This is a genomic window from Sphingomonas sp. Leaf25, from assembly GCF_001421635.1.
Taxonomy (GTDB): Bacteria; Pseudomonadota; Alphaproteobacteria; order Sphingomonadales; family Sphingomonadaceae; genus Sphingomonas.
This window is the reverse complement of the sequence record NZ_LMKU01000023.1, coordinates 208,730-224,166: the sequence shown is the minus strand read 5'-3', so window position 1 is coordinate 224,166 and position 15,437 is coordinate 208,730. Positions and strand designations below refer to the sequence as shown.

At 67.8% G+C, this 15,437-nt stretch carries 12 protein-coding genes; 7 read left to right on the top strand and 5 right to left on the bottom strand.

Going from position 1 to position 15,437, the window contains the following annotated elements:
* Positions 1-106: 106 nt before the first annotated feature.
* On the bottom strand, positions 107-988 hold the full coding sequence (locus ASE78_RS08810; RefSeq protein WP_056495831.1) for a DUF6528 family protein: 882 nt from the start codon (positions 986-988) through the stop codon (positions 107-109).
* 109 nt (positions 989-1,097) lie between these two features.
* On the opposite strand from ASE78_RS08810, the gene ASE78_RS08805 reads away from it, so the two are divergent.
* From ASE78_RS08805 to ASE78_RS08775, 7 genes are all read left to right on the top strand, one after another.
* Positions 1,098-3,803: a TonB-dependent receptor gene (locus ASE78_RS08805; RefSeq protein ID WP_056495829.1), complete on the top strand. Its 2,706-nt coding sequence runs from the start codon at positions 1,098-1,100 to the stop codon at positions 3,801-3,803.
* Positions 3,803-5,344, top strand: coding sequence for a glycerophosphodiester phosphodiesterase family protein (locus ASE78_RS18935; protein ID WP_162236481.1), 1,542 nt, complete (start codon positions 3,803-3,805; stop codon positions 5,342-5,344). The genes ASE78_RS08805 and ASE78_RS18935 overlap by 1 nt, the downstream gene beginning before the upstream one ends.
* A 191-nt stretch (positions 5,345-5,535) precedes the next feature.
* Complete coding sequence (locus tag ASE78_RS08795) at positions 5,536-6,339, top strand: hypothetical protein (RefSeq protein ID WP_056495828.1); 804 nt, start codon at positions 5,536-5,538, stop codon at positions 6,337-6,339.
* Positions 6,340-6,420: 81 nt separating this feature from the next.
* A complete protein-coding gene (thrS, locus tag ASE78_RS08790; protein WP_056495825.1) occupies positions 6,421-8,433 on the top strand; it encodes a threonine--tRNA ligase in 2,013 nt (670 codons plus the stop codon).
* Between the two features lie 63 nt (positions 8,434-8,496).
* The gene (gene infC / locus ASE78_RS08785; RefSeq protein WP_055760955.1) at positions 8,497-9,030 is read left to right on the top strand and encodes a translation initiation factor IF-3; all 534 of its coding nucleotides are present in this window, start codon (positions 8,497-8,499) and stop codon (positions 9,028-9,030) included.
* Positions 9,031-9,329: 299 nt separating this feature from the next.
* Positions 9,330-9,776, top strand: a complete 447-nt coding sequence (locus ASE78_RS08780; RefSeq protein ID WP_056495823.1) for a DUF1003 domain-containing protein — start codon at positions 9,330-9,332, stop codon at positions 9,774-9,776.
* A 131-nt stretch (positions 9,777-9,907) separates the two neighbouring features.
* On the top strand, positions 9,908-10,699 hold the full coding sequence (locus ASE78_RS08775; protein WP_156351372.1) for a hypothetical protein: 792 nt from the start codon (positions 9,908-9,910) through the stop codon (positions 10,697-10,699).
* A gap of 17 nt (positions 10,700-10,716) precedes the next feature.
* On the opposite strand, the gene ASE78_RS08770 is transcribed toward ASE78_RS08775, so the two are convergent.
* Genes ASE78_RS08770 through hrcA form a run of 4 tightly spaced genes read right to left on the bottom strand, consistent with a single transcriptional unit; the run spans position 10,717 to position 15,360 of the window.
* The gene (locus tag ASE78_RS08770; protein ID WP_056495817.1) at positions 10,717-10,926 is read right to left on the bottom strand and encodes a hypothetical protein; all 210 of its coding nucleotides are present in this window, start codon (positions 10,924-10,926) and stop codon (positions 10,717-10,719) included.
* Between the two features lie 39 nt (positions 10,927-10,965).
* Complete coding sequence (locus tag ASE78_RS08765) at positions 10,966-13,722, bottom strand: [protein-PII] uridylyltransferase (protein WP_056495814.1); 2,757 nt, start codon at positions 13,720-13,722, stop codon at positions 10,966-10,968.
* 20 nt (positions 13,723-13,742) lie between these two features.
* On the bottom strand, positions 13,743-14,300 hold the full coding sequence (gene grpE / locus ASE78_RS08760; RefSeq protein WP_055760972.1) for a nucleotide exchange factor GrpE: 558 nt from the start codon (positions 14,298-14,300) through the stop codon (positions 13,743-13,745).
* A gap of 19 nt (positions 14,301-14,319) precedes the next feature.
* Entirely contained in the window at positions 14,320-15,360 is a 1,041-nt protein-coding gene (gene hrcA, locus ASE78_RS08755) for a heat-inducible transcriptional repressor HrcA (protein ID WP_056495811.1), read from the bottom strand.
* Between the last annotated feature and the right edge of the window lie 77 nt (positions 15,361-15,437).

Sequence of the window (15,437 nt, the reverse complement as noted above, 5' to 3'; positions counted from 1 at the left end):
AAAGCGGCGTCGGCGCACCGCTGTCAAGCATGACGGCATCGGGATCGCCGAACCTGCCCCTGTTTGCGGTGCCGGCCCGCTCTCCCGCGAATTTACAGACAGCCGCTCAGCGGAGCCAGCGGACCTTGTAGAGCCGCATGCCCGGCGTTTCGATCCGGCGCGGCGCGGCCATGGCGCGGTTGGCGACGGTGAAGCCGTGCGCCCACCAGCTTTCCTCGGCCTGCACCCATGCGGTCGCACGGGCCGACACGCTAACCGACTTGACCTTCAGCTTCGGGTTGAGCGCCGCGATCGGCGTGAACCGGCCGCGCGCCGGATCGAAGGTCCATGCGCCATCATCGGTGGTGACGACATAGCCGCCGTCGGGAGTCGGCGACAGGTCATGCCCGTCGCGCCGCCCCGGCAACGTCCAGCGCTGCGTTTCGACGAGTTGCGGGGTGGCCGCGCGCGGATCGAACGAGAACGCCTGCACCATGTCGTGCGACAGCGCGAACAGCCGCTTGCGGCGGGCATCCCACACCGCGCCATGGCCCGAGGGCAGCGGCAGGGTGAGCAGCGGGGTTTCGCTCTGCGACAGGCGGTAGAGTTCCAGCCGGTCGCCGCGCGGATGGATCGACAGCGCGACGGCGGCATAGCCGCCGGGCAGCAGGTCGGCCGAATGCGCCATCGGCGCGGTCGCGCGGAACCGGACCTTGCCGGTCGCCCGGTCGACCAGCACCACCCCGCCGGTCGAGGCGGTGACGAGGATCGCCCGGCCACCGTCGACCGGCTTGCAGTCGTCGATATGCGCCAGCAGCTTCGTGCGATAGGCGGCGGGCAGATCCTCGGCCGCCGCCGCGCTCCAGCGCCAGGTTTCGACCACCGATTCGCCGCTCACCCGATATTCGCGAATCTGATCGTCGCCACAGGCATAGAGCCGCTCCGATGCGGCGGCGGGTCCGTGCGCCATCATCCCGGCAAGCGCCATCAGCATCTTCGACGTCATCATTTTTCCCGTTCCCATCCAATCATGTTTGCGTCTTCCCATACCGTCACAGTTATGTCACCTATAGTGAATAATAACCGCCCGACCAGATCGGGGATAGAGGGGAAACACCATGAAACTGTTCGTTACGACACGCGCGATCCTGTTGCTGTCATCGGCCATCGCCGCGCCCGCCATGGCGCAGGGCGTGCCGCCCGCGCCCGCCGCCGGCACGCCGCAGGACGAGGCCGAAGGCGAGATCGTCGTCACCGGCGCGCCGCTTCAGGCGCTGCGCGAGATCGAGGCGAAGCGCACGATCGCCGTCATTTCGGACAGCATCAGCGCCGATGAGATCGGCACGCTGCCCGACTTCGGTCTGGGCGAGGCGCTGACCCGCGTGCCGGGTGTTTCGACCGTGCAGAACAATGCGCGCGGCGAAGCGCAATTCCTGTCGATCCGCGGCCTCAACGCCGATTATAACCTCGTCCAGATCGACGGCGTGACGCTGCCCGCCAACGAGGTCGGCCGCCGCAACGTCTCGCTCGATGTCATCCCCTCGTCGCTCGCCTCGCGGGTCGAGGTGTACAAGTCGGTCAATGCCGCGATGAACGGCAATGCGATCGGCGGGGTCGCCAACCTGCGCACGCGCAGCGCGTTCGACAATGGCGGCAAGGGCTTCCTCGGCGGGCGTTTCGACATCGGCACCTGGGACTATCGCCGGGTCCGCGCCGATGCGACCCCGTCGGGCCAGGCCGAACTGATCGCCGCCGCCACTTTCGGTCCCGAACGCAAGTTCGGCTTCGTCGTGTCGGCCAGCTATTTCCGCCGCGACTCGGCCTCGCTCAATTCGGCGACCGACAATTATCTGTATTTCGATCCGACGACGGGCAGCCGGCTGACATCGCCGGCGAACGACGTGTCGAACGCCCTCGTTGCGCCGGATCGCCGCCGCTGGCTGCACTATGATAACGTCCGTCAGCGCTACGGCGCGTTCGGCAAGCTGGAATTCGACGACCATATCCTGTTCCGCGCCGCGTTCACGCTGGCCGACTTCCGCCACACCAACGACGAGGAGCGGCAGTCGAACATCGTCATCGCCAATACCGCGGTGACGGCCGCCACCAACCGCTACACCAATTTTGCCGACGTGACGACAAGCGGCGGATCGGTGGCCAATGCCAATGCGCAGGTCGACCTCGCGCAATACGCCCAGCAACGCCGGGTGCGCTACGGCGACTTCCATGCCGAACTGACCCCCGCCGACACCGTCCGTGCCGATTTCGGCGTCAACTATGCGGTGTCGACCTATCGTCAGGATGCGACGCTCGCGACCTATCGCATCGCCAATACGCCGAACCTCGCCTATCGCTATGCGATCACGCCCGGCGACTTTCCCCGCTTCACCTTCGCCAATGCCGGCTATGCCTTCGACCCGGCAAATTACCGCCAGTTCGAATATGGCACGACCGCCGACAACAACCGCGAACGCGCGCTGACCGCGCAGGCCAATCTGGGCGTCAACATGGCGGCCAACGAACGCGGCTGGGGCGTCCAGACCGGTGCCTATGCCCGCTTCCTCAACCGCCGCTACGATTTCACCGTCCTGAATTTCCGCCCGCTGTCGTCGAGCAATTTCCTGCTGTCGGCGGTCGACGATCCCGATGCGCGCTTCTCCGCCTATAACAGCGGCAACCAGCCGATGCTGTTCGTCGACCCCCGGCTCGCCGCCGATTTCTTCGCCGCCAACGGCAGCGGCTTCAGCGCGAATACCGCCAACACCTCGGCCAGCCTGACGCCCGACTATTCGCTGGGCGAGGACATTCTCGCGGGCTACGTCATGACGCGCTACGCGACCGATGCGATCGAGGTGACGAGCGGAGTACGCTACGAACAGACCGACCTGCGCACTACCTCGACCTCCAGCAACACGCGGGCCGGCGTCACCAGTTTCGTGTTCGGTCAGCGCGAGCAGGATTACGGCTATTGGCTGCCCTCGGCACAGGTGAACTGGAACGTCAGCGACCGGTTCAAGCTACGCGCCGCCGCCAGCCGGACGCTCGGCCGCCCCAATTACGACGATCTGGCGGCGCGCGAGGTCGTGTCGATCTTCTCGCAGGCCGATGGCGGCGGGCGGACGATCACCAGCGGCAATCCCGACCTGAAACCGCGTCTTGCCAGTAACTATGACATCAGCGCCGAATTCTATGTCGACCGCGACATCCTGTTCTCCGCCGGGCTGTTCCTGAAGGACATCCGGAACGAGATCCTGACCGCGCGCAATCAGGCGATCGAGACGGTCGACGGCACGCCCACGCTGGTCACGCGCATCCGTCCGGTCAACGGCAGCACGTCGCAGATCAAGGGGGTGGAGCTGAACGCGGTGGTGTCGCGGATGCGCTTCCTGCCCGGCCCGCTCGCCGGCTTCGGCTTTTCCGCCAACGTCACGCTGCTCGATCCGACGCCGCCGAGCGTGGTGTCGCCGAACGGCCTGGGCACGCGGCAATTGTCCGGCCTGTTCGAAAGCGCCAACACCGTCGCCAACGCCAAGCTGTTCTATACCGCCGGACCGGTGCAGGTGCAGGGTGCGTGGAACCACCTGTCGCCCGTCCTCTTCTCGGTTTCCACGTCCGATCCGTTGCAGGACCGGCGCTATGCGACCAGCGACCTGTTCGACGCGCAGATCCGCCTGAAGCTCGACCGTCGCTTCACCATCGTGGCGCAGGGCAAGAACCTGACCAACTTCCGCCCGCAGCGCCTGTTCGGACCGGGCTTCGGACTGCTGCGCGAGGAGATCAACAACGGGCGCGCCTTCTACATCGGCGCGCTGGTCCGCTACTGATGCGGTACACGGTCCTGCTGCCGTTGCTCGCGCTGGCGGCGCCCGCCGCCGGGCAACCTTATCTGGCCGGGCCGGGCGTCGCGTTGCGCGACGTCCTGCCGCAGCCGCCCGTGACCGGATCAAGCGAGGACGCAGCCGATCGCGCGACGTTCCGGGCGACCCGGTCGCAGGAGGGCACGCCGCGCTGGCGACAGGCGATCGCGGACGTCGATGAAAGCACCCCCGCCATGCTCGCGGACTTCACGGCGGCGGCGGGCCAGCCGCTGTCGCTCGAGGCGACGCCGGTGCTGGCAAGGTTGCTGACGCGGATGCGCGGCGACGTGGCGGCGGCGGTGAACGTCGCCAAACGCGGTTATGCCCGCCGCCGCCCGTTCCTGGTCGATGCCGGTGCGATCTGCCAGCCGCGCGCCGCGCTGGAGAACAGCTACGATTATCCCTCGGGCCATACGGCATGGGGCACGTCGGTCGCGCTGGTGCTGGCCGAACTGTTGCCCGCGCGGGCGAGCGACATCCTCGCGCGGGGCCGGGAATATGGCGAAAGCCGGATCATCTGTGGCGCGCATAATGCCAGCGCGGTCGCCGCCGGGCGGCAGGCGGCGGCGGCGATGGTCGCTCGGCTGCACGGCGATGCCGGATTCCGGCGTGACCTCGACGCCGCGCGGCGCGAGCTGGACCCGGCGTTGCGCATCATGGCACGGATCGCCGATCCCGCCGCCGGCCCGGTCGTGATCGCCCATCGCGGCTGCCATGCCACGATCAGGGGCCTGGGCAGCGCACCCGAAAACTCGCTGGCGGCGCTGGAGCATTGCGTCGCCAAGGGGATCGACGTGATGGAAACCGACGTGCGGATGACGCGCGACGGGCATCTGGTGATGATCCACGACGCCACCGTCGACCGGACGACCGACGGGCACGGCCGGGTCGCCGACCTGACGCTCGCGCAGATTCAGGCGCTGCGGCTGCGCGACGATCTCGGCGGGGCCGGTGCGGCGCTGACCGACCGCCGGGTCGTGACGCTCGACACGATGCTCGCGGCGGCGGCGGGGCGGATCGTCCTCAACCTCGACGTCAAGGATTCGGTTTACATCGAAGTAATCGAGGCGGTGCGGCGCGCCGGGGCCGAGGGGCGGGTGCTGGTGAAGGCGACGGCGGGGATCGCCAGCCCGCCGCTCGCCGGGCTGGCGCCCTATGCCGCCGTCCCGTTCATGCCGATGCTGTCGGGCACCACCGATCTGGCGCAGGTGATCGAACGCCAGTCGCAGGCGACGGTCCGCCCGGTCGGCTATGAGATTCCGCGCATGGCGCTGTCGGACCTCGCCAGTGTCGTGGAAGCCGCGCGCAAGGCCGGCGGGCGACTGTGGGCGAACAGCCTGTGGGAAGGCTTCGTGAGCGGCATCGGTGGCGATACCGCCGCGCTGGCCGATCCCGATGCGGTATGGGGGCGGCTGATCCGGGGCGGCGTCTCGATGATCCAGAGCGATCATCCCGCCGAACTGCACGATTTCGTCGTCGGCCGGGCGCGTTCGGCTGCGGCGCATTGAGTGGCGGTGCCAGCCCGCTCCCCCTCCCCGCCACCCATTCAGGATACTTGCGTGGGTGGCGGGGAAGGGGAGCGGGCTGGCACTGACCCGAAACTCGCACTTTCGCGAGTTTTCAAACCGACTCCGAACCGTCCGCCGCGCCGCATGATTCCCGTCGCCCGCCGGTCGCGCCTGCGCTAAGGGCCGGTCCGGTGGCGACGCAGGTGATTCAGGAACGATATTCCGCGCAGGCGCCCGTACCGCTGCGCCGGCGCGTGGCGACGCTGGCGCTGGTCGTCGGCATCCACCTGCTGATCCTGTGGCTGCTGCTGCACATCGCGCCGACGATCATGTCGCCGCCGCCCGGCCCCGAATCGGCGCTGGTGGTCGACATGCTGCCCGCCGACCGGGTCGCCCCGGCCGCCGCCCCGGCGAAACAGGCGGCGCGCAAGGCGGCATCGGGCAGCGCCGCGACCGCAGCCCCGGTCGAGCAGGTCGCCCCCCCGCCCGACATTCCGCCGCCCCCGCCGGTGCCGACCGCGCCCAGCGACGACATCTGGTCGCGGGTGATCCCGATGACCGGGCGCGACTTCGCCCGTGCCGCGATCGCCCCGGGCAAGAGCGCGGCGACCGAGGGGGCCGGGAGCGGTGCCGCCAAGGGCGACAGCGGCGATGGCGACGCGGTGGCCGATGCCGGCGGCGGCAGCGGCGGCGGCGACCGGCTCTATGCCGCCGACTGGTATCGCCGCCCGACCCATGCCGAGCTGTCGACCTATCTGTCGCCGCGCGCCCAGCCCGGCTGGGGCGAGATCGCGTGCCGCACCATCCCGAACAATCAAGTCACCGACTGCCGCGAGATCGGCCAGTCGGCGCGGGGATCGGGGCTGGCCGGCGCGGTGCGGCAGGCGGCGTGGCAGTTCCGCATCGTGCCGCCGCGCGTCGGCGGCAAGCCGCTGATCGGGGTGTGGGTCCGCATCCGCATCACCTATTCGGACAAGGGCGCGGCGGTGGAGTGAGGCCGCCGCGCATCCTTGCCCTCCCCCGCCCCAACGGCTAGTCGGCAGGCGTTTACCTTCCTCGCACACCGGGTCGCTTCCATGTCCGCATTGTTCCGCATCACCCTCCCCGACGGCGCCGTCCGCGAGGTGACGCCGGGCACTACCCCTGCCGACATCGCCGCCGCGATCTCGCCGGGGCTGCGCAAGGCGGCGATCGCCGCCAGGGTCGACGGACAGGTGCGCGATCTCAACCGCCCGTTCGACGGCGACGCCGCGCTGGCGCTCGTGACCGCGAAGGACGAGAGCGACGCGCTCGAACTCCACCGCCACGACTTCGCGCACGTTCTGGCCGAAGCGGTGCAGACGCTCTATCCCGGCACGCAGATCACCTTCGGCCCGGCGACCGACGACGGCTTCTACTATGACTTCGCCCCCGCGCCGGGCCGCGGCATGTTCACCGACGAGGATCTGCCGCTGATCGAGGCCGAGATGCGCCGGATCATCGCGCGCGGCGAAAAGTTCGTGCGCGAGGTCGTGACGCGCCAGCAACTGATCGACCGCTGGACCGCACAGGGCGAGACGTTCAAGGCCGAGTGGGCCGCCGAACTGCCCGAGGGCGAGGAACTGACGATCTATCGCCAAGGCGAATGGCTCGACATGTGTCGCGGGCCGCACCTCGAATCGACCGCCAAGCTCGATCCGGCGGCATTCAAGCTGACCCGCGTGTCGGGGGCCTATTGGCGCGGCGATCAGAAGAACGCGATGCTCAGCCGCATCTACGGCACCGGCTGGCTGTCGAAGAAGCAGCTCGACGCGCATCTGACGCGACTGGAGGAGGCCGCCAAGCGCGACCACCGCAAGCTGGGCGCGGAAATGGACCTGTTCCATCTCCAGAGCGAGGCGCAAGGGTCGGTGTTCTGGCACCCCAAGGGCTATATGATGTGGCGGCAGCTTGAGGCGTATATGCGCCGCCGGCTCGACGCGACCGACTATCAGGAGGTCAAGACGCCGCAGTTGATGGACGCGCGGCAATGGGAACAGTCGGGCCACTGGGGCAAATATCGCGAGAACATGTTCGTCGTCCCCGACGAAATCCCCAATACCGAGGACGAGGGCGCGATCCTGAGCGGCGATGCCGATCTGATGGCGCTCAAGCCGATGAACTGCCCGGCACACGTCCTGATCTTTCGTCAGGGGATCAAGTCGTACCGCGACCTGCCGATCCGCATGGCCGAATTCGGCTGCTGCCACCGCAACGAGCCGCACGGCGCGCTCCACGGCATCATGCGCGTGCGCCAGTTCACGCAGGACGACGCACACATCTTCTGCCGCGAGGATCAGTTGGTGCAGGAAGTGCGCGACTTCTGCGAACTGCTCGACTCGGTGTACCGCGATCTGGGCTTCACCGACTATGCGGTGAAGCTGGCGCTGCGCCCGGACAAGCGCTTCGGCTCCGACGACATGTGGGACAAGGCGGAGGCCGAACTGCGCGAGGCGGTGTTGTCGTCGACCCTGTCCGACGACATCAAGGGCAAGTTCGAGGAACTGCCCGGCGAAGGCGCCTTCTATGCGCCCAAGCTCGAATTCCACCTGACCGACGCGATCGGCCGGACGTGGCAGGTCGGCACGATCCAGTCGGACCGCGTGCTGCCCGAACGACTCGACGCGACCTATGTCGGCGAGGACGGCAACCGTCACCGCCCGGTGATGCTCCACCGCGCGATCCTCGGCACGTTCGAACGCTTCCTCGGCATCCTGATCGAACATCACGCCGGGCGCATGCCGATGTGGCTGTCGCCGGTGCAGGCGGTGGTGGCGACGATCGTGTCCGACGCCGACGACTATGCCAGCGAGGTCGCCGCCGCGCTGAAATCGGCGGGAATCCGCGTCGAAACCGACCTGCGCAACGAGAAGATCAACTACAAGGTGCGCGAACATTCGCTCGCCAAGGTCCCGGCGCTGGTGGTGGTCGGCAAGCGCGAGGCGGAGGAAGGCACCGTCGCGCTGCGCCGTCTGGGCAGCCAGGGACAGCAGGTGATCGCCCTCGACGATCTGGTCGCGATGCTCCGGCAGGAGGCGCTGGCACCCGATCTTGCGCGGAACCTTTCGTAACCGCGCAAGATTGATTATATAGGTCTTTGGTCAACTACAGGAGCAGCACCTATCCGTCCGCCCATGATGCGACGCCCCAATGCGCCGCCGCCGATGAACGGCCCCCGATTCAACGAATTCATCCAGTCGCCCAAGGTCCGCGTGATCGACCATGAGGGTGAGAATCTGGGTGTGATGTTCACGCGCGCCGCCATCGAGGCCGCTGCCGAGGTCGGGCTCGATCTGGTCGAGGTATCGCCGAACGCCGATCCGCCGGTCGCCAAGTTCCTCGACGTCGGCAAGTTCAAGTACGAGGCGCAGAAGAAGGCGAACCTCGCCCGCAAGACCCAGAAGACGCAGGAGATCAAGGAGATCAAAATGCGTCCGAACATCGACGATCATGATTATGATACGAAGATGAAAAAGGTCGAGGAATTTATCGGCGAGGGCGACAAGGTCAAGGTGACGATGCGCTTCCGCGGTCGCGAGCTGAGCCACGGCCAGCTCGGCATGGCGGTGTTGCAGCGCGTTGCCGAGGCCCTGCACGAAATCGCCAAGGTCGAAGCCTATCCGCGCATGGAAGGCCGCCAGATGCTGATGGTGCTCGCGCCCAAATAAGCGTCTGCCGCCGGTTTCCGGTCGCTTCGAAAAACCGTCATGTCCCCGCGTGTGGACATGACGGTTTTTTAATGTCCCGTCGCTTGACGCCCGCCGCCGACGGGCGCATCTGCCCGCCCGAACGGTCCCGCCGTGGTCCGTTCGACTCCGCCAACGTCCCGAGAATGGGTCCATGTCCGACAACGATTCCAGTCGATTGACCGCGCCGCATCGGCCGCTTCCGCAACTCGCCTGATCGTTTCGGGGGGTGCGCGCGAACCGGCCGATGCGGCCGGTCGTCCCGCGCGAGGTACTCCCCGATGAACACCACCCTCCGGTTCCTGACCGATCCCTTCCGCCGCGCCGCGCCCGTGCGCGATCCCAATGCCGCGTTCGACGATACGATGACGCTGGGCGAACGCCTTGCAGACCGGGTCGCCGCGATCGGCGGGTCGTGGGGCTTCATCTCCTCGTTCTGCCTGTTCCTGATCGGCTGGGCGGTGCTCAACACGATCGTGCTGGGCGGCCATGCGTTCGATCCGTTTCCGTTCATCTTCCTCAACCTGATGCTGTCGATGCTGGCGGCGTTGCAGGCGCCGATCATCATGATGAGCCAGAACCGGCAAGCGGCGAAGGACCGGCTGGAAGTGCGGCTCGATTACGAAACCAACCTGCGGGCCGAGGCGCAGATCAACCGGCTGCTCGACGAGGTCGCGGCGATCCGCGCCGAACTGGCGGGCGTGACGCCGGTGCGACAGGTCGCCTGACGCACCGGAAACCTTGGCCGACATATTGTTTTGGGACGATCGCCGGGGCCGCGTATACTCGCGCCGCGATGCGTGGGGGGCGGCAACGCGACTCGCCGGTACAGGTCATGGCCGCAATCTCGGAGGATTGCATGAGGCATCTTGGTTTGGGTTTCGCGCTGGCGGCGATGGTGCTTCCGGCGGCGGCATCGGCACAGAGCGTGTTCGACGGACGGTGGCGGGTCGATCTGGGCAGCGCCCAGATTCCGAAGAAGCCGTGGGTCCTGACCCTGAACAAGACCGGCTATCGCTGTGTCAGTTGCAGCACGCCATGGGGCATTCCCGCCGACGGAAGCTTCCACCGCGTCGCCGGCCAGAATTATTTCGACGAAGCCGCGCTGAAACAGATCGATCCGCGCACCGTCGAATTCCACTATCGCAAGGGCGGGCGACTGGTCGAGACCGACCGGATCAGCGTATCCGCCGATGGCAAGACGCTGACCTCGGTCGACACCGACCTTGCCACCGCCAATGGTCAGCCCGCCATCTATCGCAGCACCGCACGGCGGAGCGCGGCGGGCGCGCCCGGGTCGCATGTCCTGGGCGGAAGCTGGGTCACGACCTCGTTCGACAAGGGGTCCGACAACACGATGACGGTGACGATGCGGCTGGAGGGCGATCGCTTCTCGTTCGCCGACGGCACCGGATCGCACTATGTCGCGACGTTCGGTGGCCCCCCGGTCAAGGTCGAGGGCGACATCGCCGGGCGGATGATCGCGGCCAGGCGGCTCGGCGCCAATGCGGTCCAGCTCGATTCGTCGATCGGCGGCAAGGCGGACAGCCGGATGATCGTGACGGTTACGCCGGACGGCAAGAAGATGACCGTCGAATCGACCAATCTGAAGCAGGGCACGACGGCCCGCTTCGTCGCCTACAAGCAGTGACCCCGGCCGGGGGTGGCTCAGTCGCCGCCCCCGCAGCCGCCACCGTCGCTGCCGCCGCAATCCGACGATCCGCTGTGGCCTGCGTCGCTCCATGCGCCATCAGAGACGAACCAGTCGCCGCCGGTGGCTGCACGGCGCGACCGGTCGCGATGAATCCACGATGCGATGAAGGCGGTGGCCAGCACCACGGCGATGACTGCGATCAGCAGCAGGAACGGCAGGTCCATGGCCGGATGCTGCCCCAATCCCCACCAATCCGCAAGGGATTAAACGAAGCCCGCGAACTCCTTGCCCGCCGCCGCGTCCAGCATCCGCCGTTCGAGTGATTTCAGCCGCAATTGCCCGGTGATCCGGTCGCCGGTCAGGTCGGTGACGTAAAAGGTATCGACCGCGCGTTCGCCATAGGTCGCGACATGCGCCGAATGCAGCGTCACCTTCGACTGGAACAGCGCCTGCGCCAGATGGTGGAGCAGCGCCGGCCGGTCGCGGGCATTCACCTCGATCACGGTGAAGCGGTTCGAGGCGGCATTGTCGATCAGCACGTTCGGCTCGATCGGAAACGCTTCGGCGCGCGGCCGCGACAGCGGCTTGGCGGCCAGCCGGTCGCCCAGCTTCATCCGGTTGGCGAGCGCGTCGCCGATCGTCTTCTTCAACCGTTCGAGCTGCCCCGCCTCGTCGAATGGCCCGCCCAGCGGATTCTGGACGAGGAAATTGTCGAGCGCCATGCCGGTGCGGGTGGTGTGGATACGCGCGTCGATGATGTTGCCGCCCGCCGCATGGATCGCCCCGGCGATGCGATAGAACAGCCCGGGATGGTCGGCGGCATGGACCGTCACCAAGGTCGCGCCGCGATCCTCGTCGACGCTGGTTTCGATCGACAGGCGGATGTCGCCGGCATGATCGACCATCCGCGCGTTGGCGACGATGACGTCGTCGGGCTCGGCGATCCAATAGGCCGGCGTCAGGTGACGGACATAGGCGGCCAGCGTCTCGCGGTCCCAGCCGAGCGCGGCGCGCAGCGTCTCCTGCTTCTCGGCGATACGCTCGTCGCGGCCACGCTGCTTGTGGCCGAGGCGCAGGACCTCTTCCGCCGTCTCGAACAGCTTGGTGAGCAACTGGCGCTTCCACCCGTTCCACGTCCCCGGCCCGACCGCGCGAATATCGACGACGGTCAGCACAAGCAGCATGCGCAGCCGCTGCGGCGACTGCACCACGCCGGTAAAGTCGAGGATCGTCTTGAAGTCGCTGAGATCACGCTTGAACGCGGTGGCCGACATCAGCAGGTGGTGGCGCACCAGCCATGCGACCGTCTCGGTTTCCGCCGGGGTGAGGCCGAGACGCGGGCACAGCCGTTCCGCTACCTCTGCCCCCAGGATCGAATGGTCGCCGCCGCGCCCCTTGGCGATGTCGTGGCACAGCACCGCGACGAACAGCGCGCGCCGCTGCACGATCCCGCCGAACAGCGCGGTAGCGAGCGGGTGCTCGTCGCGACAGATGCCGCGCTCGACCTGCGACAGCAGCCCGATCATGCGGATGGTGTGCTCGTCGACCGTATAGTGGTGGTACATGTCGAACTGCATCTGCGCGACGATGCGGCCGAAATCGGGAATGAACCGGCCGAATACCCCCGCCTCGTTCATCCAGCGCAGCACCAGTTCGGGATCGCGCGGGGACGTCAGCACGTCGAGGAACAACTGGTTGGCGCGCGGATGCGAGCGGACGTGCCCCGCGAGGCGCGCATCGCGCGACGCCGCGCGCATCGCCAGCGGATGGATTTCGAGGCTGTGGAGATCGGCCAGCGCGAAGATCTCGATCAGCCGGACCGGGTCCTCGGCGAAGAAATTGTCCTTGGGCAGCGCGAGGCGCCCGCGATCGAGGACGAAGCCATGCAGCCGGCGCGGCCGGCGCCGCAACCGGGGCAGGCCGAACCGGCTGCCGCGCGCGGCATAGGTTTCGTCGAGATGGCTGAGGAACATGCCGGTCAGGTCGCCGACGCGCTTGGCCTGCAGGAAGTAGAACTGCATGAACCGTTCGACCCGCGATTTGCCGACGCGGTCGCTGTAGCGCATCCGCGTCGCGATCTCGGTCTGCACGTCGAAGGTCAGCCGCTCCTCGGCCCGCCCGGTGATGAGGTGGAGGTGACAGCGCACCGCCCACAGGAAATCCTCGGCGCGATTGAACTTGCGCAGCTCGGGCGCGCTCAGCAACCCTGCGTGTACCAGATCGGCGGCGCGGCGGACGTTATAGGCGTATTTGCCGATCCAGAAGAGCGCGTGGAGGTCGCGCAGGCCGCCCTTCCCCTCCTTCACATTGGGTTCGACGACATAGCGGGTGTCGCCCATCCGCTTGTGCCGCGCGTCGCGTTCGGACAGCTTCTCGGCGATGAAGGTCCGCGCGGTCCCTTCCTGCACCTCGGCCTTGAAGCGGCGCGCCGCCTCGGCATAGAGCGCGGTATCGCCCCAGACATAGCGCGCCTCGACCAGTGCGGTGCGCACCGTCGCGTCGCCCTTGGCCTGGCGCACCATCTCGTCGAGCGAGCGCGACGAATGGCCGACCTTCAGCCCCAGATCCCATAGCGCGTAGAGCAGCGATTCGATGACCTGTTCGGACCATGGCGTCTGCTTCCACGGGGTCAGCACGCCGATGTCGACGTCCGAATGCGGGGCCATCTCGCCCCGGCCATAGCCGCCGACCGCGATCAGCGTCATCCGCTCGGCAGCGGTCGGGTTGGGATTGGGATGGACCCGGCCGACGATCACCTCCGACAGCGCCAAAAGGATGACGTCGGTCAGCCACGCATAGGCCGCCGCCGTTTCCAGCCCGTGACCCGGCCGGTCGCGAAAGCGTCGTTCGATCTCGGACCGGCCACGTGCCAGCGCGTCGCGCAGCACGGCGGTCGCCGCGCGGCGCAATGCCGCACGGTCGCTGTCGTCGGGGATCGCCGCCAGTGCCGCTGCCAGCGCCTGCGGATTCGCGATCGCCTGGGGATCGGGAATCCGTTCGAAACGCGGCGGCGTCGCCAGATCGGTCGGGGCGGGGTCGGTCAGGCGTCGCCCTCCGGCGCCTTGGCCACGCCGACCAGCGCCGGGCGCAGCAACCGGTCGCGGATCATGTAGCCGGTCTGGATTTCCTGCACGACGGTGCCGGGGGCGGCATCCTTTGACGGCACCTCGAACATCGCCTGATGGCGGTTCGGATCGAGCGACTCGCCGACCGCGTTCATCTTCGTGATGCCGTGGCGGCTGAACACGCTCTCCAGCTCGCGGCCGGTCGCCTCCAGCCCGGTGACGAGGCCCTTCATCCGCTCCTCGCCGCGCAGATCGTCGGGGATCGCCGACAGCGCGCGGGCGAGATTGTCGGCGACCGACAGGATGTCGCGCGAAAAGGCGGTCGCGGCATAGGCGCGGGCATCGGCCACTTCCTTTTCGGCGCGGCGACGGACGTTCTGCAGATCGGCACGGGCATAGAGCACCTCGGCCTGCGCATCGGCCAGCTTCGCTTCCAGCTCGGCGGCGCGATCCGCCTCGGCGACTTCGGGCGCGGCCTCGGCGGTGGCTTCGCGCAGGTCGGCGGTATCGTCGTTCGCGGGAGTATCGGTCATTCCACTCTCTTCTTACTCATCAACCAAGAAGCCGCGCCAGCGTCGCGGCAGTAAAATCCACCATGGGCACGACACGCGCATAGTTCAACCGGACGGGGCCGATCACCCCGACCACGCCGACCACACGCCCGTCGAGCGCGCGCACCGGCTTGGCGATCACCGAGGATCCGGTCAATGCGAACAGCTTGTTTTCCGACCCGATAAAAATACGCGCGGCATCCCCGCCCTGTGCCGATTCGAGCAGCCGGGCGATCTCTTCCTTGCCCTCCAGCTCGTCGAGCAACTGTCGCACCCGGTCGAGATCGCTCGACGCCGCCTCGTCGAGCAGCCGCGCCTGCCCGCGCACGATCAGCACCGGGCGGTGGCCGCCGTCCTCGCTCCATACCGCAAGGCCACGCTCGATCAGCACGCGCGCGGTGGCATCTAGTTCGGCGCGCTCCTGCCCGATCTCGGCAAGGATGCGCGCGCGCGCCTGTTCCAGCGTCATGCCCGACAGGCGGGCGGTCAGGTAATTGGCCGCCTCGGCCAGCGCCGCCGAACCGGTGCCGGGGACGAGATCGACCACGCGATTCTCGACCGATCCGTCGGCCCCGACCAAGATGGCCAGCGCGCGATCGGCCGACAGCGGTACGAACGATACCTGCCGCAACACCGGTTCGCGCTTGGGCACCAGCACCAGCCCGGCACTGGCCGACAGGCCGGACAGCGCGGTCGCGGTGGCGGCGAGCGCTTCCTCGACCGGCCCGGCACTCTGGACCTGCGCGGAGAGCGCGGCGCGTTCCTGCGCCGACGGCTCCATCGCGTGCATCATGCCGTCGACGAACAGGCGCAGGCCGCTCTCGGTCGGCATCCGCCCGGCGCTGACATGCGGCGCGGCGAGCAGCCCGGCTTCCTCAAGATCCTGCATCACGCCGCGAATCGAGGCTGGCGACAGGTTCAGCCCCGACAGTTGCGCGATGGTGCGCGATCCCACCGGCGTGCCCGTAGACAGATAGGAATCGACGACGATCCGAAACACGTCGCGCGCCCGGTCGGTCAGTTCGTGGATCGGCTGGGCCATGCCCTGAATGTAGGGGGAAGATCGCGGCGGCGGAACCCTTAACAGGCTGTTTGAAAACTCGCGGAAGGGCGAGTTTC

What these genes read in the sequence shown, in the direction of transcription:
- ASE78_RS08810 (WP_056495831.1), bottom strand. Translation starts at nt 988, where the DNA reads ATGATGACGTCGAAGATGCTGATGGCGCTTGCCGGGATGATGGCGCAC.
- ASE78_RS08805 (WP_056495829.1), top strand. Translation starts at nt 1,098, where the DNA reads ATGAAACTGTTCGTTACGACACGCGCGATCCTGTTGCTGTCATCGGCC.
- ASE78_RS18935 (WP_162236481.1), top strand. Translation starts at nt 3,803, where the DNA reads ATGCGGTACACGGTCCTGCTGCCGTTGCTCGCGCTGGCGGCGCCCGCC.
- thrS (WP_056495825.1), top strand. Translation starts at nt 6,421, where the DNA reads ATGTCCGCATTGTTCCGCATCACCCTCCCCGACGGCGCCGTCCGCGAG.
- infC (WP_055760955.1), top strand. Translation starts at nt 8,497, where the DNA reads ATGATGCGACGCCCCAATGCGCCGCCGCCGATGAACGGCCCCCGATTC.
- ASE78_RS08780 (WP_056495823.1), top strand. Translation starts at nt 9,330, where the DNA reads ATGAACACCACCCTCCGGTTCCTGACCGATCCCTTCCGCCGCGCCGCG.
- ASE78_RS08775 (WP_156351372.1), top strand. Translation starts at nt 9,908, where the DNA reads ATGAGGCATCTTGGTTTGGGTTTCGCGCTGGCGGCGATGGTGCTTCCG.
- ASE78_RS08770 (WP_056495817.1), bottom strand. Translation starts at nt 10,926, where the DNA reads ATGGACCTGCCGTTCCTGCTGCTGATCGCAGTCATCGCCGTGGTGCTG.
- grpE (WP_055760972.1), bottom strand. Translation starts at nt 14,300, where the DNA reads ATGACCGATACTCCCGCGAACGACGATACCGCCGACCTGCGCGAAGCC.
- hrcA (WP_056495811.1), bottom strand. Translation starts at nt 15,360, where the DNA reads ATGGCCCAGCCGATCCACGAACTGACCGACCGGGCGCGCGACGTGTTT.